At 71.6% G+C, this 22,942-nt stretch carries 17 protein-coding genes, 1 tRNA gene and 3 pseudogenes; 12 read left to right on the forward strand and 9 right to left on the reverse strand.

Translation table 11 applies throughout. The annotated features are described in order from the left end of the window. A pseudogene (locus HW130_RS10625) lies at positions 1–1,722 on the forward strand (PAS domain S-box protein); the annotation flags it as partial. Positions 1,723–1,825: 103 nt separating this feature from the next. On the opposite strand, the gene HW130_RS10630 reads toward HW130_RS10625, so the two are convergent. The 5 genes from HW130_RS10630 to HW130_RS10650 all read right to left on the reverse strand — a co-directional run bounded on the left by HW130_RS10630 (position 1,826) and on the right by HW130_RS10650 (position 6,805). Continuing rightward, positions 1,826–3,472, reverse strand: coding sequence for a long-chain fatty acid--CoA ligase (locus tag HW130_RS10630; protein WP_177149241.1), 1,647 nt, complete (start codon positions 3,470–3,472; stop codon positions 1,826–1,828). A 162-nt stretch (positions 3,473–3,634) separates the two neighbouring features. Then, complete coding sequence (locus HW130_RS10635) at positions 3,635–4,189, reverse strand: SigE family RNA polymerase sigma factor (RefSeq protein WP_177149242.1); 555 nt, start codon at positions 4,187–4,189, stop codon at positions 3,635–3,637. A gap of 122 nt (positions 4,190–4,311) precedes the next feature. Beyond that, complete coding sequence (locus tag HW130_RS10640; protein ID WP_177149243.1) at positions 4,312–5,481, reverse strand: lipid-transfer protein; 1,170 nt, start codon at positions 5,479–5,481, stop codon at positions 4,312–4,314. Next, on the reverse strand, positions 5,478–5,882 hold the full coding sequence (locus HW130_RS10645; protein WP_177149244.1) for a MaoC/PaaZ C-terminal domain-containing protein: 405 nt from the start codon (positions 5,880–5,882) through the stop codon (positions 5,478–5,480). Before HW130_RS10645 ends, HW130_RS10640 begins: the two co-directional genes overlap by 4 nt. After that, positions 5,879–6,805: a bifunctional MaoC family dehydratase N-terminal/OB-fold nucleic acid binding domain-containing protein gene (locus HW130_RS10650; protein WP_375256523.1), complete on the reverse strand. Its 927-nt coding sequence runs from the start codon at positions 6,803–6,805 to the stop codon at positions 5,879–5,881. The genes HW130_RS10645 and HW130_RS10650 overlap by 4 nt, the downstream gene beginning before the upstream one ends. Positions 6,806–7,224: 419 nt before the next feature. Here HW130_RS10650 and HW130_RS10655 point away from each other — a divergent pair, with 419 nt between their 5' ends. The 3 genes from HW130_RS10655 to HW130_RS10665 all read left to right on the forward strand — a co-directional run bounded on the left by HW130_RS10655 (position 7,225) and on the right by HW130_RS10665 (position 10,116). After that, on the forward strand, positions 7,225–8,130 hold the full coding sequence (locus tag HW130_RS10655; protein WP_177149245.1) for a bifunctional DNA primase/polymerase: 906 nt from the start codon (positions 7,225–7,227) through the stop codon (positions 8,128–8,130). 241 nt (positions 8,131–8,371) lie between these two features. Beyond that, positions 8,372–9,661, forward strand: coding sequence for an LPXTG cell wall anchor domain-containing protein (locus HW130_RS10660; RefSeq protein WP_256356018.1), 1,290 nt, complete (start codon positions 8,372–8,374; stop codon positions 9,659–9,661). Positions 9,662–9,744: 83 nt separating this feature from the next. Next, positions 9,745–10,116 carry a hypothetical protein gene (locus HW130_RS10665; RefSeq protein ID WP_177149247.1) on the forward strand — a complete coding sequence of 124 codons (372 nt, stop codon included), beginning with the start codon at positions 9,745–9,747 and terminating at the stop codon, positions 10,114–10,116. A gap of 661 nt (positions 10,117–10,777) precedes the next feature. Here HW130_RS10665 and HW130_RS10670 read toward each other — a convergent pair. Continuing rightward, positions 10,778–13,072 carry a kelch repeat-containing protein gene (locus tag HW130_RS10670; protein WP_177149248.1) on the reverse strand — a complete coding sequence of 765 codons (2,295 nt, stop codon included), beginning with the start codon at positions 13,070–13,072 and terminating at the stop codon, positions 10,778–10,780. A gap of 315 nt (positions 13,073–13,387) precedes the next feature. Between HW130_RS10670 and HW130_RS10675 the strand changes: the two are divergent. The 5 genes and pseudogenes from HW130_RS10675 to HW130_RS10690 form a co-directional block, all read left to right on the forward strand. Next, positions 13,388–13,778, forward strand: a pseudogene (locus tag HW130_RS10675) (DNA primase); the annotation flags it as partial. Between the two features lie 3 nt (positions 13,779–13,781). Further along, positions 13,782–15,253, forward strand: a pseudogene (locus HW130_RS10680) (ATP-binding protein). 451 nt (positions 15,254–15,704) lie between these two features. Further along, positions 15,705–15,890 carry an AlpA family transcriptional regulator gene (locus HW130_RS10685; protein WP_177149249.1) on the forward strand — a complete coding sequence of 62 codons (186 nt, stop codon included), beginning with the start codon at positions 15,705–15,707 and terminating at the stop codon, positions 15,888–15,890. Between the two features lie 64 nt (positions 15,891–15,954). Then, positions 15,955–16,161: a hypothetical protein gene (locus HW130_RS36715; RefSeq protein WP_256356019.1), complete on the forward strand. Its 207-nt coding sequence runs from the start codon at positions 15,955–15,957 to the stop codon at positions 16,159–16,161. A gap of 114 nt (positions 16,162–16,275) precedes the next feature. Then, positions 16,276–17,352, forward strand: coding sequence for a site-specific integrase (locus tag HW130_RS10690; RefSeq protein ID WP_309140393.1), 1,077 nt, complete (start codon positions 16,276–16,278; stop codon positions 17,350–17,352). Between the two features lie 148 nt (positions 17,353–17,500). Here HW130_RS10690 and HW130_RS10695 read toward each other — a convergent pair. Both HW130_RS10695 and HW130_RS10700 read right to left on the reverse strand, forming a co-directional pair. Next, a tRNA-Ser gene (locus HW130_RS10695) sits at positions 17,501–17,585 on the reverse strand. Positions 17,586–17,665: 80 nt separating this feature from the next. Then, complete coding sequence (locus HW130_RS10700; RefSeq protein ID WP_177149250.1) at positions 17,666–19,132, reverse strand: trypsin-like peptidase domain-containing protein; 1,467 nt, start codon at positions 19,130–19,132, stop codon at positions 17,666–17,668. Positions 19,133–19,408: 276 nt separating this feature from the next. Here HW130_RS10700 and HW130_RS10705 point away from each other — a divergent pair, with 276 nt between their 5' ends. The 3 genes from HW130_RS10705 to HW130_RS10715 all read left to right on the forward strand — a co-directional run bounded on the left by HW130_RS10705 (position 19,409) and on the right by HW130_RS10715 (position 22,002). Continuing rightward, positions 19,409–20,212: a glycerophosphodiester phosphodiesterase gene (locus HW130_RS10705; RefSeq protein ID WP_177149251.1), complete on the forward strand. Its 804-nt coding sequence runs from the start codon at positions 19,409–19,411 to the stop codon at positions 20,210–20,212. 53 nt (positions 20,213–20,265) lie between these two features. After that, entirely contained in the window at positions 20,266–20,865 is a 600-nt protein-coding gene (locus HW130_RS10710) for an ATP-binding protein (RefSeq protein WP_177149252.1), read from the forward strand. Between the two features lie 153 nt (positions 20,866–21,018). Further along, a complete protein-coding gene (locus HW130_RS10715) occupies positions 21,019–22,002 on the forward strand; it encodes a DUF5926 family protein (RefSeq protein ID WP_177149253.1) in 984 nt (327 codons plus the stop codon). A 193-nt stretch (positions 22,003–22,195) separates the two neighbouring features. Here the strand turns inward: HW130_RS10715 and HW130_RS10720 are convergent, their stop codons facing one another. Next, complete coding sequence (locus HW130_RS10720; RefSeq protein ID WP_177149254.1) at positions 22,196–22,813, reverse strand: hypothetical protein; 618 nt, start codon at positions 22,811–22,813, stop codon at positions 22,196–22,198. Positions 22,814–22,942 lie beyond the last annotated feature (129 nt).

The following is a 22,942-nucleotide window of genomic DNA, read 5'->3' on the forward strand; positions in this document are numbered from 1 at the left end:
CGCCGGGCCCGGCGGGCGCTCGCCCCGGCACCGGCCGAGGCGGAGGGCGCCGCACGGACCGCGTTCGCGCTGCCGCCCGCCGAGGCGGACCGGGTGCAGCCGGGGACTGCCGCCGCGATCCCGGCCGAACAGCACGACGCCGTGGCCACGGCCCCCGGCGCGGAGCACCACACGCCGCCGCAGCCGCATCCGGCACCCACCGGCCGCAGGCGTGCCCGCGGTCAGGCACAGGCGCCCGCCACCGGCGAGGCGGCCGTCGGGACGGCCGAGGAGACCGCCGAGGAGACCGCCGTTCAGCAGGTCGCTCCGCAGCCCGTTCTGCCCGGCCAGGCCCAGCGGACCGCGCCGGACAGCACGTCGGGCGGCGGGCCGGCGGCGCAGGCGACGCCTGCCGCACCGGAGAACGGGCAGACGGGCTCCGTCCCTGCACAGGCCACGGCTCAGGCGCCGCAGGACTCCACGGACGCGGCGAGCACTCCCGCGCGGGGTACGGACACCGGATCCGTGTCCGTACCGCTGCCGCCGGCGCGTCCCGTCACGGGACCGGCAGCCGCGGCCGGAGCGGCCGTGCCCCCGCCCCGCGTCGCCCAGCCGCTGCCCGCCGAGGAGCCGGTCACCGCGGACTCGACACAGGGGCGCGCGTTCAGTGTGCGCACCCTCGGGCAGGGCGTGCCGTTCGTGCAGCACCTCACGCAGCAGCAGAACCAGACGCTCGGCTCCGGCCGCCGCCGCAAGCTGGGCACGCGCCCGGACAGCGACCTCCCCCAGGCCGCCGCCCGTCCCCATCCGCAGCCGCAGGCCGCGCCGAGCCCCGCGCCCAGCCCCGCGCCCGTCCCGGCGCCGGGCACGTCGCGCCTGCCCGCCGACCGCTCGGAAGGCCGCGCGTACGCGATAGGGGCGCCCGACGAGGGCGCCGAGGGTCCCGAGCCGCTGGACGGACCCGGCGGCGCGGTCGAGGTCGCCAACAGGCCCCAGCCGCAGCCCGTCGACGACGAGCTGCCGCCCGAGCCGCTGGACAACCCGCGCAGGCTGCTGGTGTGGCCGGCGCCGGACGTCCCCACGCAGCAGGCGCTCAGCGACCGCGGCTACCGGCCCGTCGTCGTGCACTCCCGCGAAGAGGTGGACGCGCAGATCGCGGCGTTCCCCGCGGCCCTGTTCGTGGACCCGCTGACGGGGCCGATCACGCGGACCGCGCTGCAGTCGCTGCGGCAGGCCGCCGTGGCCGCCGAGGTGCCGGTGCTGGTGACCGCGGGCCTCGGGCAGGCGACACGGGAAGCGGCGTACGGCGCCGACCCGGCCGTTCTGCTCAAGGCGCTGGCCCCGCGCGACAGCGAGCAGCACCCCTCGCGCGTGCTGCTGATCGAGGAGAACGAGGAGATCGCGCTCGCGCTGACGGCGACGCTGGAGCGGCGCGGGATGCAGGTGGCCCGGGCCGGCACCGACGCGGACGCGGTGACGCTGGCGACCCAGATGCGCCCGAACCTGGTGGTGATGGACCTGATGCAGGTGCGCCGCCGGCGCGCCGGGATCATCGACTGGCTGCGCGCGAACGGGCAGTTGAACCGCACGCCGCTCGTCGTATACACCTCGGCGGGTCTCGACCCGGCCGAACTGCCGCGGCTGTCGTCGGGGGAGACGGTGCTCTTCCTCGCCGAGCGGTCGACCAGCAGCGAGGTCCAGGCCCGCATCGTCGATCTGCTCGCGAAGATCGGCACCAACTGACGCCCACGCGCCGACGTTCACGCGAAAGGGGCCGGCGGTGATGACCGCCGGCCCCTTCGTCGTCCCAGGGCAGGAACCCGCCGCCGCTGCGGCGGCGTGACGACTACAGCTCGGTGACGTCCAGCTCCCCGTCGGCGTACTGCCTGCGGATCACCTTCTTGTCGAACTTGCCCACGCTCGTCTTGGGCACCGCCGGCACGATCGACCACCGCTCGGGCAGCTGCCACTTGGCGATCGACTCCGCCAGGAAGTCCCGCAGCGCCGCGTAGTCCGCCGTCGATCCCTCCTTGAGCACGACCGTCGCCAGCGGACGCTCGCCCCACTTCTCGTCCGGGACGGCGACGACGGCCGCCTCGACGACCTCCGGGTGCGCCATCAGCGCGTTCTCCAGCTCGACGCTGGAGATCCACTCGCCGCCGGACTTGATGACGTCCTTGGCCCGGTCGGTCAGCGTCAGGTAGCCGTCCGGGCTGATCACGCCGACGTCGCCGGTCTTCAGCCAGCCGTCCTCGCTGAACTTGTCCTCGGGGCGGAAGTCCTCCCCGCCCGATCCGCCGTAGTAGGCGCCGGCGATCCAACTGCCGCGGACCTCCAGCTCACCGGCGGACTCGCCGTCCCAGGGCAGGAACTCGCCGCCGGGGCCCACGAGCCGTCCCTCCACACCGGCCGGGAAGCGGCCCTGCGTGACGCGGTAGGGCCACTCGTCCTCGGCGCTCAGACCGGCCGGCGGATGAGCCATGGTGCCGAGCGGCGAGGTCTCCGTCATGCCCCAGGCGTGACACAGCCGCACGCCGAGCTTGTCGTACGCCTCCATGAGGGAGGGCGGACAGGCGGCGCCGCCGATGGTGACCTGCTTCATGGAGCTGAGGTCGCGCGGGTTGGCGGTGACCTCCGCGAGCAGGCCCTGCCAGATGGTGGGGACGGCCGCGGCGTGCGACGGCCTCTCGCGCTCGATCATGTCGGCCAGCGGCGCGGGCTGGAGGAAGCGGTCGGGCATCAGCATGTTGATGCCGGTCATGAAGGTGGCGTGCGGCAGGCCCCAGGCGTTCACGTGGAACTGCGGGACGACCACGAGGGTGGTGTCCGCTTCGGTCAGGCCCATCGACTCGGCCATGTTGACCTGCATGGAGTGCAGGTAGATGGAGCGGTGGGAGTAGACGACGCCCTTGGGGTCGCCCGTGGTGCCGGAGGTGTAGCACATGGCCGCGGCGCTGCGCTCGTCCAGCTCGGGCCAGTCGTACGTGGTCGGCCTGCCCGCGATCAGCTCCTCGTACTCGTGGACCTGCGCCTCGGTGTCGGCGAGCAGCGACCGGTCGCCGGGGCCGGAGACCACGATGTGCTCGATGGTCGGCAGGTGCGGCAGGAGCGGGGCGAGCAGGGGGAGCAGCGAACCGTTGACGATCACGGCGCGGTCGCCGGCGTGGTTGACGATCCACACGAGCTGCTCGGCGGGCAGGCGCAGGTTCAGTGTGTGGAGCACGGCGCCCATGGAGGGGATCGCGAAGTACGCCTCGACGTGCTCCGCGTTGTTCCACATGAGGGTGGCCACGCGCTGGTCGCCGTCGATGCCGAGCTCATCGCGCAAGGCGTTGGCCAGCTGAGTGGCGCGCCGACCGGTCTCGGCGAAGCTGCGGCGCTGGGGTTCCGGCTCGCCGGTCCAGGTGGTGATCTGCGACTTTCCGTGGATCGTCATCCCATGCTGAAGGATGCGGGTCACAGTCAGCGGTACGTCCTGCATGGTGCTCAGCACGGCGTCCTCCCGTGGGCGCTGGCGCTACGTTGCGGCAAGTGGGAAGATTCTGCGCACATACCAAGCGGTATGTCACTACCCGGGAGTAGTGAATACCGCACATCACCGACCAACACCGCACATGACGCGTCGGTGGCGTCCGGATCGGGCGTCCGCATCCGGTCAGCGGACAAGGGTCAGCTCCGGATCGTCGCGCAGTTTTCCGAGCGCCCGCGACACCGCGCTCTTGACCGTACCGATCGACACGCCCAGCACCTCGGCTGTCTGAGCCTCGCTCAGGTCCTCGTAGTACCGCAGGACGACCATGGCCCGCTGCCGGTCCGGCAGCTTCATCACCGCACGCCACATCGCGTCGTGCAGCACCTGCTGCTCGGCCGGGTCCGTCGCCGCGACGGTCTCCTGCTCGGGCAGCTCGTCGCAGACGAACTCGTCCACCTTGCGCTTGCGCCACTGCGACGTGCGGGTGTTGAGCAGCGCGCGCCGCACATAGCCGTCGAGCGCACGGTGGTCCTCTATCCGGTCCCACGCGACATACGTCTTGGTGAGCGCGGTCTGCAGCAGGTCCTCGGCATCGCTCGGGTTCGCGGTGAGCGACCTGGCGGTCCGCAGCAGTACGGGCCCCCGCGCCCGTACATACGACGAGAACGAGGTGTAAGGCGTGTACGACGGCACCGGCGCGGCGGCCTGGGAGGCGCTCGTACAGACTGGCGTGGTCATGTCTCCACGCTAGGAGCGGGCCCGCCGCGGCGGATCGGCCCCAGGGACCGAAGCGGTGTCCCCCTCAGGTTGTAGGGCCGGCGCGGGCCGCACCTCCTGAAGGTGGAGGGCACCCGCAGGGGCTACGCGCCGTCGGCCCCGAGGACCAGTCCGGAGGTGGGGACCCCGGTGCCCGCCGTGACCAGCACCCTGGACGCGCCCGGCACCTGGTTCACCGAGGTGCCGCGCACCTGCCTGACCGCCTCGGCGATCCCGTTCATCCCGTGCAGGTACGCCTCGCCCAGCTGGCCCCCGTGAGTGTTCAGGGGCAGCCGGTCCGCCGCCACGAAAGCGGCCCCCTCCCCGGGCCCGCAGAATCCGAACTCCTCCAGCTGCATCAGCACGAACGGCGTGAAGTGGTCGTACAGGATCGCCACGTCGATGCCTGCGGGACCGAGCCCCGAGGTGCGCCACAACTGGCGGGCCACCACGCCCGTCTCGGGCAGTCCGGTGAGGTCGTCGCGGTAGAAGCTGGTCATCTGCTCCTGGGCCCTCCCCGCTCCCTGGGCCGCGGCGAGGACCACCGCGGGCGGATGCGGCAGGTCACGGGCGCGCTCGACGCCGGTGACGACGATCGCCTGGCCGCCGTCGGTCTCCTGGCAGCAGTCCAGCAGCCGCAGGGGCTCGGCGATCCACCGCGACGCGGCATGGTCCGCGAGGCTGATCGGCCTGCCGTGGAAGTACGCGGCCGGGTTGGTCGCCGCGTACCGCCGGCCGCTCACGGCGACATGACCGAACACCTCGGGCGTCAGCCCGTACGCGTACAGATAGCGCTGCGCTGCCATCGCCACCCAGGAGGCCGGGGTCAGCAGTCCGAAGGGCAGGCTCCAGCCGAGCGCGGCGCCCTCCGCCGACGGCTCGCGGTGCCGCACCCCGGAGCCGAAGCGGCGCCCGGAGCGCTCGTTGAACGCCCGGTAGCAGACGACGACGTCGGCGATGCCCGCGGCGACGGCCAGCGCCGCCTGCTGCACGGTGGCGCAGGCCGCGCCGCCGCCGTAGTGGACGCGTGAGAAGAAGGACAGCGCGCCGATGCCCGCGGCCTGGGCGACCGTGATCTCCGGGCTGGTGTCCATGGTGAAGGTGACCATGCCGTCGACGTCGGCGGGGGAGAGGCCGGCGTCGTCGAGCGCGGCCCGCACGGCCTCCACGGCGAGCTTCAGCTCGCTGCGACCGGAATCCTTGGAGAACTCCGTCGCGCCGATCCCGGCCACGGCCGCCTTGCCGCCGAGCGCGTCCTTTCCCCGGATGCTCATGCGCTCTCCTCCGGGAGGGTCACGGTCACGGTGCCCGTCACATGGGTGCCGAGGCCGTTGACGCCGACGACCCGCACCTCGGCCGTCGTGCCGTCGCTCGCCTCGACCGTGCCGGTCAACACCATGGAGTCCCCCGGGTAGTTGGGCACACCGAGCCGTACGGCGACCCGGCGCAGCACGGCACGCTCCCCGAAGAAGTCGGTGACGTACCGCCCGACCAGGCCGTTCGTCGTCAGGATGTTCATGAAGACGTCCGGGGCCCCCTTCTCCCGCGCGAGCTCGGCGTCGTGGTGCACGTCCTGGTAGTCGCGCGAGGCGACGGCGCCGGCGACGATCAGCGTGCGCGTGACGGGAACGGTGAGCGGAGGCAGCTCCGTGCCCGGGACCGGGACCGGGCTCATACGGCCTCCCTCCGCTCCGGCGCGGCCCGGAAGACCGGCAGCTCCAGGTCGTCGTCCACCCGCAGGAACTCCAGCTCCACCGGCATCCCGATGCGGACCTTGTCGTACGGCACCCCGACGACGTTGCTCACGAACCGCACGCCCTCGGCCAGCTCGATCAGCCCCACCGCGTACGGCGGGTCGAACGCGGGGAAGGGCGGATGGTGCATCACCACGTACGAGAAGACGGTGCCCGCGCCGCTCGCGGCCACCGCGTCCCAGTCGGGCGAGCCGCATGCCGCGCACCCCGGCAGCCAGGGCAGGCGCAGCGTCCCGCAGCCGCCGCAGCGCTGGATGAGCAGCCGGTGGGCGGCCACGCCCTGCCAGAACCCCTCGTTGTCCCGGTTGACCACCGGGCGCGGGCGCTCGGCCGCGGGGGACGGAGCGGCTCGGGCCGGCCGGGCGGCCGGTGCGTATTTGAGGATGCGGAAGCGGTGCGTGCCCGCCGGCTCTCCGCCGGCCCGCACGTCCGTCCGCGTGGTGATGAAGTACCCCGTCCCCAGCTTCGTCGTCTTGCGCGGCGAGACCGCCTCGATCACCGCGTCGAAGGTGATGCGGTCGCCGGGGCGCAGCGGCCGCAGGTAGTCCTGCTCGCAGTCGGTCGCCACCACGGACCGGAACCCCGCCGCGTCGAGCAGGGCGAACAGCTCGTCCTGGGCGGGCGCCCGGCCGCTGTGTCCCGACAGCCCGCCCATCGTCCACACCTGCAGCATGGCCGGGGGCGCGATGGCGTCCGGCCCCCGGTACGCAGCGTTCGTGTCCCCCATCGCCTCGCACCAGTGCCTGATCATCGGCTCGTTGACGGGGTCCTTGCCTTCACAGGCGAGGGCGACGGGCCGCCCCTCGTACGTCTTCAGCCGTGCGTAGAGCTCGTCGGTCACCACGTCCCCCTCCCCAGAGGATCTGACTGTCCGTCAGATACTTTGGACTGTCAAGGCCGTGGACCGATGACCACACGTGGCACACCCGTACGCCTGCGCGACGGCCTCCAAGTGCCTTCGCGCAGCGGGTCGTTCACCTCCTTCCCACTCCCCCTCGGGCCGGCCGCACCCCCCACCGGTGCGTGATGCCGACGCCTGCTCCACGGCGTCGCGAGAACAGAGCTGCCCACCGGATTCCCGGTGAACGCACCAGAACCGGACGATTCGCTCGCAAGCGTGATGACACGTCGACAAACCACCTCTCGCCCACCAAACCGGCGCACCTTTCGAACCCGTCCGCCGTACGGGATGAAGCGTTCCGCCATCCTTTCGTCCCATCCGTCCCCCTTCCCTTCTTCGAACGTGTGTACGAACATAGAGGCATGGCCATCACCGAACGGCAGACCGCCACCCTGGCCCTCGCCCACGCCCTCACCGCCGCCGAGCGCGGGCTCCCCGTCATCCCGCTGTCGCCCACCAAGCTCCCGGCCCTGCGCTCTCCCCACCGGGACGAGCCGAGGCCGTCCCTGTGCCGTGGCGAGTGCGGCCTGCCCGGTCACGGCGTGCACGACGCGACCACGGACCCCACCGCCGTACGCGCCCTGTTCGCCGCCGCGCCCTGGGCGACCGGCTACGGCATCGCCTGCGGACGCCCGCCGCACCGGCTCATCGGCATCGACCTCGACACCACGTCGCACACCGACTCCGTGGCGGAGCTCCGGCACCTGGCCCTGCGCCACCTGTTCACCCTCCCGGAGACGGTCACCGTGCTCACCCCGAGCGGCGGCCGGCACCTGTGGCTCACCGGCCCGCCCGACGTGGTCGTCCCCAACTCCTCGGGCCGTCTCGCCCCCGGCATCGACGTGCGCGGCACCGGCGGGTACCTCGTCGGACCGGGCTCCGTCACCGCGCACGGCGCGTACCGCCTGGCCCCCGGGACCGCGCACCTGCTCCCCGCCCCCTGCCCGCCCGCCCTCCTCCGCCTGATCGCACCACCCGCGCGGCCCCGCCACGCCGCGCACACCGGCGGACACCTGCCGGCCGGGGCGGCGGGCGCGCCGAGCCGGACGCACCAGGGACAGGGACTGGTCCAGTTCGTCCTCGCCGCACAGGAGGGGCAGCGCAACACCCGGCTGTTCTGGGCCGCCTGCCGCGCGTACGAGCACGGCTTCGGCGACGCGCTCGCAGACGCGCTGACCGACGCGGCGGTCCGGGCGGGCCTCCCGGAACGGGAGGCCCGCGCGACGATCGCCTCGGCGGCCCGGCTCACGGCGGGACCGCACGGATGACATGGATCACACAAGAGGGTGCGACCCCGGAGGCAACTGCGGCTTATCCGCCGGTTTGCCTTCCCGCCGTACGCCCGCAGCAGTCCCCGGCATCTGCATAACCTGCTTCCTTCTCCCCCATTTCCGGTCATACGATCGCCGGGCAGCCGCGATGCGTGAGTGCCCCCGCAGCGGCTGCCCTGTACTTGCGTTCTGACAGCGCCTCGGACCCGAGAAAAGGGCTCTCTTGAACATTCGCCGCATGCTGGCCACGGCGGTCGTCACCGCAGTGACCACCCCCGCCGTACTGCTCACCGTCACCCCCGCGTTCGCGGACGCCAGGCCCACCGCCGGACAGTCGGCGGCGCAGCAGGCGGCGGAGGACAAGCCGACCATCGAGGAGCTGGAGGCGGCCGCCGCGGAGGCGCAGAAGGCGTACGACGCCGCCGTCGCCGCGGAGAAGGCGGCGAAGGAGGCCTTCGACTTCGCCTGCTCCGACGAGGCGCCCCACGCCGTGGCCGCCAAGGCCGCAGCCGACGAGGCCGCCGCCGCGAAGACCGCCAAGGAGGCCGCGGACCAGGCGCTTGCCGACGCCCAGACCGAACTGGCCGAACTCCCCGAGACCGCCACGGAGGAGGAGAGTGCCGCCGCCGAGAAGAAGGTCGCGGACGCCGAGGCCGCGGCCGACGCCGCGGAGGCGGCCAAATCCGCCGCCGACGAGAAGGCGAAGAAGGCCGCCACCGACGCCGACAACGCACGCGTCGGCGCCGGGCAGGCGCTGACCAAGGCCGAGAAGGCCACGGCCGAGGCGCTAAAGGCGAAGGAAGCGGCCGACAAGGCCCTCGCCGACGCCAAGGCGGAGGAGGACGGGGACGACGACGGTGACGACAGCGGTGACGACGAGGGCGCCTGTGTCCCCGAGAACGGACTGACCACCGTCGCCCAGGGTCTCCCCTCCAAGATCGTCGCCGGTTCCACGGTCGACTTCTCGGTCCGCGTCACCAACGGCACCGACAAGACCCTCGACGAGGTCCTGCCGTTCGTGTACTTCCACGCGACCGACAAGAGCGGCTACAACGTCATCGACGAGTACTTCGACCTTCAGTGGTCCACCAAGAACTCGCCCGGGTGGAACGACGTCGCGGACGGCGAGTACGCGGGCTCCATCAGCCCGCTGAAGGCCGGCGCCCACGCCGACGTCAAGCTGCGCCTGAAGGTCGACGCCAAGGCGCCCGCCGGCGAAGGCATGGCCTTCGTGGCCGGTGACTACGTCAACGACGACGGCACCTGCGGCGGCAACTTCTTCACGGAGTACGAGTTCGACCTGCTGGCCGCCGGCAGCAAGCCGGGCAAGGTCGACGACGCCAAGCCCGGCAAGACCTCGAAGACGAGGCCGGCGGTCGTCCCGCAGGGCGGCACCACCGGCACGCTGGCCAACACCGGCGCCGACACCGCGCTGCCGCAGCTCGCGGCGGCCGCCGGCGCGGCAGTCGCGCTCGGTGCGGGTGCCGTGTTCGTGGTCCGTCGCCGGAAGGCCGGCTCCGCCTCCTGACGCACCGTCCGAAGAGCGCCGTCTCCGCCCCTCGGGGCGGGGGCGGCGCTTTCGCGTCCATCCGTCTGTGGAACCGTGACGCCATGTTCCTGCCACGCCACAACGCCCACTTCGTCATGGGCCCCACCCCGCTGCTCCTGCTCGGCGGTGCCCCCGTCCACGAGTTCCTGCCCCCGCTCCACGCGCCCGACGGCCGCGTACCGCTGTGCGACGGCTGGCAGCTCATGCCCCGGCTCACGATGACGGTGGTGGACGGCCCGGGGGACGCCGGCTGCCTGGTGCAGGGCGCCCAGGCGGAGGACGAGGCCGAGGAGATGTCCGCCTGGTGCTCGGCGGTTGAGCAGGCCGGTGGCGCGGTGGTCCTGTCGCTGGACACGCTCCCCGAGGACCTCGACTGGCCCGCCCTCCTCACCGACGGCCGCGCCCACGGCGGCTTCGTCCCGGCCGCGACGTAGCCCACGGGGCGGACATGCAACGGCCCCTGACCATCAGCGATGGTCAGGGGCCGTCTCACCTGCGGTGGGTGTGGGATTTGAACCCACGGTGACTCGCGCCACGACGGTTTTCAAGACCGCCGAGTGGTGGCCCTTTGACAAACGCCTGACCTGCGCAAGTCTCTGAGATTGACGTCGAACGAACCCCGGCTTGGCCAGAGGTTGGCCAGAGGCTTCGACTCAGCACGAGGAGGTGCTGTCATGCGCGCATCGTCGCTCTACACTCGCATCCTTTCAAAGCACCCGGCACCTTTTCTGCTAGCGGGCCGTCAGATAGGCCAATTCCGCTGAATACCCGAGGTTGGTCCAGAGGGGCTCTCGCGTCGTGGAGCACAGCAGCCGCGTCAGCGGGTGCCGCCCATCCACGCTCGCCTCGAGGCAGACCTCACTCGTCATCGCGGTCCGCGAACGCCGGAGGATCTGCTTCGGCGTCCAGGAAACTCGTTCGGTTGCGGGTTGCGGTCGCGGGTCGCGGGTCGCGGGTCGCGGGTCGCGGGTCGCGGGTCGCGGGTCGCGGGTCGCGGATCAGAGGACCTCGGCTGTGCGCTGATCGCGAAGCCGCAGTGGCCGTGCGGCGGAGCGGAGAGGCGGGCCTGGCTGTGTCCCCGCTCCACCGGTGCACCTACCGCTGGTGCCGCTTTGTAACGACGAAGGCCTCCACCGTGCCGAGGAAGTTGGAATCGTTGGAGCCGCCGATGGCATACACGCAGGTCTTCTTCCTCCGCTCCACTACGTCCATGGCCTTCCCGTCCACGACGTCCCTGGGGCAGGGCGCGGTGGCCGCCGCCAGGCCGAAGCGGGGGGTGGGCAGGTCGGGCAGCGTCTGCCACGTGTTCGTCGCCGGGCTGTAGGCCTCCACCGCGCTCGGCGGGTCAGCGGGAGCGCCTCGGCCGGCGATCGCGTACACGCAGATGTTCTTCTTCCCGTCCACGACGTCCATGAGCTTCCCGTCCACGACGTCCTTGGGGCAGGGCGCGGCCGCCGCCGCCAGCTCCCGGTGGGGGGTGGGCAGGTCGGGCAGCTCAGTCCACGTGTTCGTCGCCGGGTTGTAGGCCTCCAGCGCGGTCGAGTCACCGGGTTCACCACCGCCGCCTCCGATGGCGTACACGCAGGTCTCCTTCTTCCCGTCCACGATGTCCTCGGGGCAGGGCGCGGTGGCCGCCGCCAGCTCAAGGCGGGGGGTGGGCAGGTCGGGCAGCGTCTGCCACGTGTTCGTCGCCGGGCTGTAGGCCTCCACCGCGCTCGGCGGGTCAGCGGGAGCGCCTCGGCCGGCGATCGCGTACACGCAGATGTTCTTCTTCCCGTCCACGACGTCCATGAGCTTCCCGTCCACGACGTCCTTGGGGCAGGGCGCGGCCGCCGCCGCCAGCTCCCGGTGGGGGGTGGGCAGGTCGGGCAGCTCAGTCCACGTGTTCGTCGCCGGGCTGTAGGCCTCCAACGCGCTCGGGTCACCGTTGCCGCCGATGGCGTACACGCAGGTCTCATACTCCCCGTCCACGATGTCCTCGGGGCAGGGCGCGGTGGCCGCCGCCAGCTCCTGGCGGGGGGTGGGCAGGTCGGGCAGCGTCTGCCACGTGTTCGTCGCCGGGCTGTAGGCCTCCACCGCGCTCCGGGTAGGTCCGTTGCCGCCGATGGCGTACACGCAGGTCCCCTTCAGGCCGTCGATGTCCTCGGGACAGGGCGCGGCCGCCCCTGCCAGGTCCTCACGGGGGGTGGGCAGGTCGGGCAGCTCAGTCCACGTGTTCGTCGCCGGGCTGTAGGCCGTCAACGCGCTCGGGTCACCGTTGCCGCCGATGGCGTACACGCAGGTCTCATACTCCCCGTCCACGATGTCCTCGGGGCAGGGCGCGGTGGCCGCCGCCAGCTCCTGGCGGGGGGTGGGCAGGTCGGGCAGCGTCTGCCACGTGTTCGTCGCCGGGCTGTAGGCCTCCACCGCGCTCCGGGTAGGTCCGTTGCCGCCGATGGCGTACACGCAGGTCCCCTTCAGGCCGTCGATGTCCTCGGGACAGGGCGCGGCCGCCCCTGCCAGGTCCTCACGGGGGGTGGGCAGGTCGGGCAGCTCAGTCCACGTGTTCGTCGCCGGGCTGTAGGCCGTCAACGCGCTCGGGTCACCGTTGCCGCCGATGGCGTACACGCAGGTCTCATACTCCCCGTCCACGATGTCCTCGGGGCAGGGCGCGGTGGCCGCCGCCAGCTCAAGGCGGGGGGTGGGCAGGTCGGGCAGCGTCTGCCACGTGTTCGTCGCCGGGCTGTAGGCCTCCACCGCGCTCCGGGTAGGTCCGTTGCCGCCGATGGCGTACACGCAGGTCCCCTTCAGGCCGTCGATGTCCTCGGGACAGGGCGCGGCCGCCCCTGCCAGGTCCTCACGGGGGGTGGGCAGGTCGGGCAGCTCAGTCCACGTGTTCGTCGCCGGGCTGTAGGCCGTCAACGCGCTCGGGTCACCGTTGCCGCCGATGGCGTACACGCAGGTCTCATACTCCCCGTCCACGATGTCCTCGGGGCAGGGCGCGGTGGCCGCCGCCAGCTCCTGGCGGGGGGTGGGCAGGTCGGGCAGCGTCTGCCACGTGTTCGTCGCCGGGCTGTAGGCCTCCACCACACTCAGGCGACCGGCAGCGCCTCGGCCGCCGATGGCGTACACGCAGGTCCCCTTCAGGTCGTCGATGTCTTCGGGACAGGGTGCGGTGGCCGCCGCCAGAAAACGTCGGGGGGTGGGCAGATCGGGCAGCGTTTCCCAGGAGTCCTGGGCGTTCGCGAGCGTGGCGGTCAGGGCAAGCAGGGGCGTCAGCGCCGCGACAAGTAGCCACCGCCACCCCAAGCGCCGGGGCGCGGCCGGGACGCCCGCCGGCGGCCCGGCCTCGGGCCGCCGGCCCACCGTCCCTGTCCGGGCACCACCTGCGTGCCTCAACAAGATCTTCATCAACGTCCCCGTCCTTTCGCACCGATGACCGTCACCCATCGGACACCTCGATCCCTGGCGTTGCCTCAGCAGCCCATAAAAGGGCCCTAAATGGATATTTCTTACCAATTAAGGCATTACTGCGGCCTGCTGCACACCCAGACCGCGACGGCAAACGACTGAAAACACAGCGTCAGATCTGTCGCCCCGTGCCCTGCCCACCTCACCCACAGGGCCAGCCGCTTTCCCGCTACCACCAGCCACGGGTACATGACGGCGCACCCGACGACGGGCTATCGCGATCTTCCCCAGAGTCCTCTCGTCCAGCGGCGGCCAGCCCGGTGGCTCGGACCCGGCACCGGCACCATGACCGCCCTGCCCGACACCGTCCGCTCCCTGGCCGCGAAGGAGTCCCGCCCCGGCCCGGCCGGCACAGTCCGCCGTCCGTCTGGCCGCGCCCGCCGGGGATGGGGAGTGCCGTCACCGCACGCCCGTCTACCTGGAGCGTGGCATCGCCATGGCGGAGCAGCGCATCACCGAGGCCCGGACCGCGATCCACACCACCGTCGACCGCACGTTCCTCGCGGTGCTGTCCGCGCACGGCCGGTGCGGCTGCCTGACCGACACTCACGTCGGGCGGCTGTTCACCGCCGCGCAGGACAAGGGCGAGACCGTGCGGCACTGCTCCGATGCGTGGGCCAACGCCCGCACCGCCCTGGGGATGTGAGCCATGTCCGAGGACGACAAGACCCCGGCCCACGAGATCATCACCGACTACGCGCAGGCGCATTTTCGGTACTTCCGCACCGCCGACGGCACCGTCTACGCGCAGAAGAACGGCCACCCCGTGGCCCGGCCGATCCGGTCCCAGGGCACGACGGGCAGCCACCGGCAGGAACTCATGGTCGGCCTGTTCAAGGACGGCATCGGCGTGTTCAACGGCACCGCCCTCAAGGAAGCGCTCGACCTCATCGAGGCACTCGCGTTGACCGAGGACGTGCAGCCAGTCCACATCCGCGTTGCGCCCGGGTTCGACGGTGCTACGTGGCTCGACCTCGGGCGCACCGACGGGCAGTCCGTCCGCATCCACCCCACCGGCTGGGACATCGCTGTCCCTGACCCGCGTGAGGTGTGCTGGCGGCGTACCCAGCTCACCGGGGAACTCCCCCTGCCGGCCAAGGACACCGACGGCAAGGGCATCGACCTCCTCTTGAGGCTGACCAACTTCGCCAACGCGGAGACCGAATGCCTGGCCATCGCCTGGCTCATCGGCTGCCTCGGCCCGTCCGCCCCCGTCCCGGCGCCGTTCCTCACCGGGCCCCAGGGCGCGGGCAAGTCCACCGCCGGGCGGATGCTCGTGCGGATTATCGAGGGCATGAGCGGCGACCTGCGCCGCGCGCCGAAGGACGAGGAGAACCTGACGGCGGCCGTGGCGGCCGGGTGGGTCACGGCGCTGGACAACCTGTCCCACATGACCCCGGATCTGTCGGACGCCATGTGCTGCATCGTCACCGGCGCCGAGAACGTCAAGCGCGCTCTCTTCACCGACGGGGACGTCTTCCGCGCCCGCTACCGACGGCCGATGCTGTTGACCGGCATCGACGTGGGCGTGATCCGGCCCGACCTCGCCGAACGCCTCCTTCCGCTGCGTCTGGAGCGTCCGCGCGTGCGGCGCACCGAGGCGGAACTGTGGGCAGAGTACGAAGAGGTGCTGCCCGTCATCCTCGGCTCGCTCCTGGACCTCACCGTGAAGGTGCGGGCCGCCGAGGCGGACATCCCGACCGACCTGCGGATGGCCGACTTCGCGCACCTGTGCGCGCAGCTCGACGCCGCGACCGGCTTCGGCTCGCTCAACGCCTACCGGGCCAGCCTGGACGACCTCAACGACGACGTCATCGAAGGCGACCTCCTCGCGCAGACAGTGCTCAAGCACGCCGCCGACATGATGCCGGGCGAGGAGACGCGGATGACGTCCTCGGAGTGGCTTCACGCTCTCACCGGCCTCTACAGCGGCGAGGAATGCCGTCCCCTGCCAAAGGGCCCACCACCGGCAAAGTGCTCTCCGACCGCCTCAAGCGCCTCCAACCGACCCTCGCCGCCCGCGCCGTCCTCATCGACTGGGGCCGCACCAGCACCGCCCGCTACATCGAGATGACCCGCCCGCCCGAGCCTCCCGCACACCAGCAGGAAGCGCTGCACTGACTGCCGCGGCGCGGACAAGCAAGAAGAGCACCGGGCCCGCGAGGACGTGCTCCTCTTGCGGTCGGCGGCTCGCCGCCGCGCGATGGGTCGCGCCGCGAAGCGGCTCCGATTTCACGCCCGGAGCCGCGCACCACAACAGACACCCCTCCCTTTGTCCTAAGGGAAGAGGTGCTGCGTCACCTGCGTCACCCAGGGGCCCGAAACGGCCCGTGACCTGCCGCAACAGCAGTGACGCAGACGGCCGCCGTCTGCGTCATTCTCCGTCACCTGCGTCATCTGTGACGCACGCCCTGCGTCACAGATGACGCGCCCCACGACCCGCCGCGTCACGAGAAACCGCAGGTCAGACGCGCACCGTGACACAGATGACGCAGTGACGCAGAAATCAGCGCCTCGGACACACGACAGCAGGCAACCAAGTCAGCGTCATCCCTGCCCACTGAGGAGTGACATGTCCCGCCCGCAGATGCTCAAGCTCCCCGAAGTCCTTACCGAGATCGGCATGAGCCGCGCCGCCTTCCACCGGATGCGTGCCCGGGGCCAGGCCCCCCGCCTGATCAAGCTCCCGAACGGACAGCTCCGCGTCCGCCGCGCCGACCTCGACGCTTGGCTCGCCAGCTACGAGGAAGCCGCCTGACACCGCACCTACAACCACGAGAGGGGCCCGCGATGGCGGGCCCCTCTCCCTGTGAAGGGACCAAGTGAAGAGCTACGACGTGCGGATCTGGGGCATCCGCCAGCGCAACAGCAAGAAGGCCCCATTTCAGGTGCGGTGGACCGTGAGCGGCAAGGTGCACCAAGAGCCCTTTGCCACGAAGACCCTGGCGGACGCGCGGCGATCAGCCCTCGTCACGGCGCAGCGTGCCGGGGAAGCGTTCGACGTGGCATCCGGGCTGCCCGTCTCGTAACTGCGTGAGGCGACCTCGCCGACCTGGTACGAACACGCCTGTGCCTACGCGCTGATGAAGAGGCCGGCGTCCGCGGCAAAGCACCGGGCGAGCATCGCAGAAGCCCTGGCCGCCGTGACGGCGTCGTTCGTCTCGACGCAGCGCGGGGCCCCAGATCGCGCCGTACTGCGCGGCGCGCTACAGGCGTGGGCGTTCCGCGTGGTGCTCGATCCGGAGACCGGCGAGCACGTCAATCGCAAGGACGCGGAGGAACCGCCCGCGGAGGTGCGGCGGGCTCTCGCGTGGGTTTCGGACAACTCCCTGAAGGTGGTCGACGTAGCCGAGTCGGATGTCGTGCGGGCTGCCCTGCGGGCGCTGTCCAAGACGCTCGTCGGGAAGCAGGCCGCGGACAATACGGTCCGCAGGAAGCGAGCCGTTCTCAGCAACGCCTTCCGCTATGCCATCGAGCGCGACCTCTTGGCAGCGAACCCGCTGGACCGTATCGATTGGGCACCGCCGGAGACGACGGACGAAGTGGACTTCGAGTTCGTGCCGGGCCCGGAGCAGGCGAGCGAGCTGCTGGCGGCCGTACAGGCGATCAGCGCCCGGGGCCGGCACCTGCACGCGTTCTTCGGCTGCATGTACTACGCCGCGATGCGGCCCGCCGAGGTTGCCGGTCTGAAGCGAAGCAACTGCAAGTTGCCGGCGCAGGGCTGTAGCGAGTTGGTGCTGTCCAAGAGCCGCCCGGAGGTCGGGTCCGGGTGGACGGATGACGGGAAGTCGTACGAGGAGCGCGGGTTGAAGCGCAGGGCCCGCAAGGCCACCCGCCCCGTTCCCATCCCGCCCGTGCTGGTCGCGATGCTGCGCGCGCACCTGGACGAGCACGGGACGGCTCCGGACGGGCGGCTCTTTCGCGCGGTGCGGGGCGGACGGGTCCGGTCTACGGGGTACACGGAGGTATGGCAGGCGGCCCGGATCAAGGCGCTGTCCGCTGAAGAGGTGGAGACGCCCCTCGCAGACGTGCCGTACTCCCTGCAGCACGCCTGCGTCTCGCTCTGGATCAAAGCCGGGGTCGATCCGGTGGAGGTCGCCCGTCGCGCCGGCCACAGTCCGGCCGTCCTGTGGAAGTTCTACGCGAAGCTGCTCCGCGGTCATCAGGACGCGTCGAACCGCATGTTCGATGCCGCCCTGGAGGCCCGCCGGGACGCGTGACCGCCGTGGCCAACTTGGCCACAGGTTGGCCACACGCCCTGGTCAACCCCGGGAAACGGGCGACACGGGGTGAGACAAGGTGAACGCAGAGGGCGCGGCTCCGAATCGGAGCCGCGCCCTCTGACCTGCTAGTTCTCTGACCTGCAAGCGGTGGGTGTGGGATTTGAACCCACGGTGACTCGCGCCACGACGGTTTTCAAGACCGTTCCCTTAGGCCGCTCGGGCAACCCACCCAGCGCCCCGGCCGCCTGCGCCGGAGCGGGCTACAGACTACCGGGCGCGGCCCATCGGGTGCAGCAGCGTTCTCGGGGACTCAGCTGTCGCCCTCGCGTTCGCCAAGGATCACCTCGGCCTTGTGCTCCTTGCCGCCGCGCTCGTACGTCAGCGTGACCCTGTCTCCCGGCTTGTGGTTCCAGATCTCGCTGATCAGCGTCGGGCCGCTGTCGATCGCCTTGTCGCCGAAGCCGGTGATCACGTCGCCCGGCTTCAGACCCGCCTTGGCCGCGGGGCCGTTGGGGGTCACCGCCGCCGTGCCGCCCGCGCCCTCGGAGGCGATCTTGGCGCCAGTGCCCTCGCCCGCCATGTCGACCGTCGCGCCGATCACCGCGTAGACCGGCCGGCCGGTTTTGATCAGCTGCTCGGCGACCGTCTTCGCCTGGTTGATCGGGATCGCGAAACCGAGGCCGATCGAACCGGCCTGGGACTGGCCGAGGCCGTTGCCCGCCGACTGGATGGCCGAGTTGATGCCGATGACCGCGCCGCTGGAGTCGAGCAGCGGGCCGCCCGAGTTGCCGGGGTTGATCGAGGCGTCGGTCTGCAGCGCGCTCATGTAGGAGTTCTTGCCGCTGGAGCCGTCGCCCGACGCCACCGGGCGGTTCTTGGCACTGATGATGCCCGTGGTGACCGTGTTGGACAGACCGAAGGGGGCGCCGATCGCGATGGTCGAGTCACCGACCACGACCTTGTCCGAGTTGCCGAGGGGCAGCGGGGCGAGTCCGGAGGGCGCGTTCTTCAGCTTCAGGACGGCGACGTCGTAGCCCTGGGCCCGGCCGACGACCTCGGCGTCGTACTTCCTGCCGTTGGAGAAGATCACCGACAGCGCGCCGCCGTCGGCCGCGGAGGCCACCACGTGGTTGTTGGTGAGGATGTGACCTTCCCTGTCGTAGACGAAGCCGGTGCCCGTGCCCGCCTCGCCGCCGCCCTCGGATCCGTCCAGCCCGCCGGCGCCCGCCTTGGCCTCGATGGTCACCACGCTCGGCAGCGCCTTGCCCGCGACCGCGGCGACCGTGCCCGGCTCGCGCTTGAGGTCCTGCGGCGAGACGGCGGAGACCGTGGTGGAGCCGGTGGCGTCGTCGTTGCTCTCGGCGGCCCAGTAGCCGATGCCGCCGCCGACGCCACCCGCCACCAGGGCCGCGACGAGCACGGCCGCCACGAGCCCGCCCGCGCGCCTGCGCCGGGGCTCGGCCGCCGGGACCGGCGCTCCCCATGCGGGACCGCCGCTGCCTCCGCCCCCGTAGGAGGGGAGCGGGGGCGGCGGCCACGCGGCGCCGGGGTGCTGCGCGGGGGCGTGCCCCGGCTGGGGGGACGGCCAGGGGCGCTCCGCCGCCGTCGCCGCCTCCGATGCCTCTGTCGCCTCCGGGCCCGGCGCCCCGGGGCCGGCGGGGGAGGGACCGGAGGCGGAGGGGCCGGGCCCGGGCGAAGAACCCTCGGGAGCGGTGTCCGGCCGAGGAGGTACGGACGGGGCGGCCGGAACCGCGTTGCCCTCGTTCTCGGTGCTCACAGCTCTGTCTCCTCAGATTCCACGTCGGTGTCGGTTCGTTCTGCTTCGTCGGCGCGATCCGTCCGCAGACAGCTTTTCCCACAGCACGTCAGGCCACTGTAAGCAGGAGCTGTGCGTATTCCGGCAATCCTTTACTTCCGGCAAAACGGACGCATCCCCAGAGCGTCCGACCGGCTGCGCGGTGCCGCCGGCCGGAACGGCCGAAGACGGACAGGAACAATGCGTTCCGTCGTACTCCTGCATCCGTATGCCCCATCCCGGTGACACCATGACGCGGTGACTCCAGCACGGCAGCAGCACCACATCCAGGTCGTCGCCCACCGCGGCTCCTCCGAGGACGCACCCGAACACACGCTGGCCGCCTATCGCAAGGCGATCGAGGACGGCGCGGACGCCCTCGAGTGCGATGTGCGCCTCACCGCCGACGGCCATCTCGTCTGCGTCCACGACCGCCGCGTCAACCGCACCTCCAACGGCCGCGGCGCGGTCTCCGCCCTGGAGCTCGCGGATCTCGCCGCCCTCGACTTCGGCTCCTGGAAGGACGCCGCCGAGGGCCCGGACTGGCGGGACCCGTCCCTCACCTCCGTGCTCACCCTGGAACGGCTGCTGGAACTGGTCACCGACTCCGGGCGCCACATCGAACTCGCCATCGAGACCAAGCACCCCACCCGGTGGGCCGGTCAGGTCGAGGAGCGGCTGCTGAAGCTGCTCGGGCGCTTCGGCCTGGACACGCCGCCGTCCGCCGACGAGTCGCAGGTGCGGGTGATGAGCTTCTCGGCCCGCTCCCTGTACCGGATCGCGGCCGGCGCCCCCAGCCTGCCCACCGTCTACCTCACGCAGTTCATGACTCCGCGGCTGCGTGACGGTCGGCTTCCCGGCCGTGCGCGGATCGCGGGCCCCGGCATCAGGGTCGTGCGCGGCCACCCCGGCTACGTGGCCCGGTTGCACCAGGCGGGCCACCGTGTCCATGTGTGGACGGTGGACGAACCGGAGGACGTCGAACTCTGCGTCCGCCTCGGCGTCGACGCAATCATCACCAACCGCCCCAAACAGGTCCTGTCCCAACTGGGCCGTGCATAACCTCCGTTACAGGGAGTGCTCCGGCGCGTTCGGTACGTATTCGAGCGTGTCGAGTGCGTCACTCGTCCCTGCTTGGCCGGTTTCCGGTCCAGTCCATTGGGGCATTCACACCGTGGCGTGGGGCAAAGGAGGTCTCGGGGGTGGCGTTGGTGGTGGCACAGGAGGTGCCCACGTCGTCGAGCATGGCCGTACCCCATGGCCCTGCGGGCGTGGGTGAGGCACGACACCGGATGCGAGAGCAGCTGAGCCGCAGCGGCGTGTCCGAAGCGGTCGTCGACGATGCAGTTCTCATCCTTTCCGAACTTCTCAGCAACGCGTGTCGACATGGCAGGCCTCTGGGGCGCGCCGACGTGGGTGAGGGCGACATCCGCGCCGCCTGGCGTGTGGACAAGGCGGGCGGGCTCACAGTCGAGGTGACGGACGGAGGCGGTCCGACCCGCCCGGTTCCGGCCACGCCCTCGGTCACCGCACGCGGCGGCCGCGGGCTGAACATCATCTCGGCGCTGGCCCAGGAGTGGGGCGTGCGGGACGGCGTGTCCGGTGAGGTCACCGTGTGGGTGATCGTCACCGAGGGGCATCGCCGGGAGGACTTCGCCACGCGCGTCGCGGGGCCGTCCTTCGATTTCGCCGACTCCTTCGACGATCTGGACTGATCCGGCGCCCTGTACGGGGGTCGTGCCGACGGTCCGTCACACCCTCGTTCCGGCACACCGCCGCACCGGGGCGTCGGCGCTCCCCCGCGGGGGTGGCATACGGCTAGGCTCGCGCCCGACACAGCACCGCCGCATTCGGGAGAAAGCCACACCATGGCCAAGAAGCGCCCCCAGACGAAGGCGACGAAGCCTCAGACCAAGGCCGGGGCCACAGGCGTCGACGAGCCCGTGCCGGTCGTGGGCGCGCGCGAGCCCTGCCCCTGCGGTTCGGGCCGCCGCTACAAGGCCTGTCACGGCCGGGCCGCCGCGCACGCCGTGACCGAACTGGTCCAGCGGCCCTTCGAGGGACTGCGGGGCGAGTGCGACTGGGTGGCCCTGCGCGAGCTCGTGCCCGCCGCCACCGTCGAGCTGACCCTGAAGGGCGGACTGCCCGAGGGCGTGCCGTCCGTGACGCTCGCCACCGTCCTGCCGATGGCGTGGCCCGCGCTGCGCCGTGACGACGGTTCCGTCCTGCTCGGCCTGCAGAACGACACCCCCTCCGGCGACCTCAGCCGCGACCTCGCCGGCACGCTGCGCAAGGCGCTCGCCGCCGAGCCGGGCACGCCCGTCACCGGGAGCGACCCGGCCTCGGACGTACGGCTGCAGGATCTGCTCGACCCGGACGCCGCCTTCGTGCCGCAGGTGCACTCCGGTTTCGAGTTCTGGGTTCCGGACTCGGCCGAGCAGGCGTCGGGGGAGGTGGCCGCCTCCCTGGAGCGCGCGAACGCCGCGGCGATCCCGACCGTGAAGCTGTCCGGTGTCGACGCCGCCTACTGGTGCGAGACGCCGGAGAAGAACCACCTGCGCTGGGTCATGCCGCACCCCGAGGAGCGGCTGCTCGACGCCCTGGCCCGGCTGCACGCGGTCGGCACGTCCTCACTCGGCGAAGGCACCCGGCTCGTCGGCTCCTTCCGTGCCCACGGGCTGATGGTCCCGGTGTGGGACCTGCCGGGCTCCATGGGGGCCAAGGAGTGCGAGACGCCCGCGGCGGAGTTCGCCGAGCGGCTCGCGAAGGCCCTGGAGAGCGACGCACCGCTGACCCCCGAGGAGCGCCGGGCCCGCGGCGGCCTCACCAACCGCCAGGTCACCCTCAGCTGAGAGTGACGAATTCCAGGACCTTCCGGGTGACTCCAGTCACAACTCGCTCTATCGCGAGCTAAATCCCTGTCCGAATACCAGAGATCGAATTTGCGAACCGCAGATCTCTTGTTACCGTTCTAGAAGCCCGGTCGCTGGTGCATCCCCCGTCGCCAGCGACCGGGCGCTTCCATTTCCAGGAGCGTTGCACTCCTCAACGACCCGTGGCCATACGGGAGTTGTTGCCGGAACGCAGCAGCAGCGCCGCGTCGGCGCCGGCCCACGCGGCGGCGAACTCCGCGACGGCGGAGTAGTGCGAGGCAGCCCCCAGCGAACGTTCCCGAGGGGTTTCGCAGGTGCCCGGCTCGTCGCCCTCCTCGATCGGGCAGTTCGTCTGCCAGGTACGCCCGCCGGGCCCCATCAGGGTCAGCACGGATGTCAATTCGTCACCCGTCGCATTGCGGTAATACGTACGCGCCCAGGTCCGGCCGCCGTCGGTCAGGACGCATGTCTGCGCCTCGACGCCGTCGGGGGAGGCGAGTTCCGGCCCACATCGCTCGGAGGTGTGCGCTGGGGCCCGCTCGCCGGTTCCAGTACCATGCGCCCCTTCGGTCCCGGCCACCCCGTCGGATGCACCGAGCCCGGGGAGCAGCCCGGCAGCCGGCAGCCCGGCCGCTTCGCCGGTACCGGCGCCGTTCTTCGCACCACTCTCCGCTTCCTCGGACGACGACGATCCGGTAGCGGGGGGCCCGGCCGTTCGGGCCGACGCGGCAAGGGGGACCAGCGTGGCGACGACCACCACGGCGGCGAGCCCGATCATGCGGAGATTCATGGGCCACCTGCCGACTGCGCGGAAATTCCTGACGGTTGCCCGAAGATATCCGCGAAATGCGGACGCCCCGGACGGCGCACACCCAATTCCGTGACAAGTCGGCCCTGCTGTTACCCGTAAGAGTGACGG

This window comes from Streptomyces sp. PKU-EA00015 (assembly GCF_013387495.1).
In the GTDB taxonomy this organism is placed as follows: Bacteria; Actinomycetota; Actinomycetes; order Streptomycetales; family Streptomycetaceae; genus Streptomyces.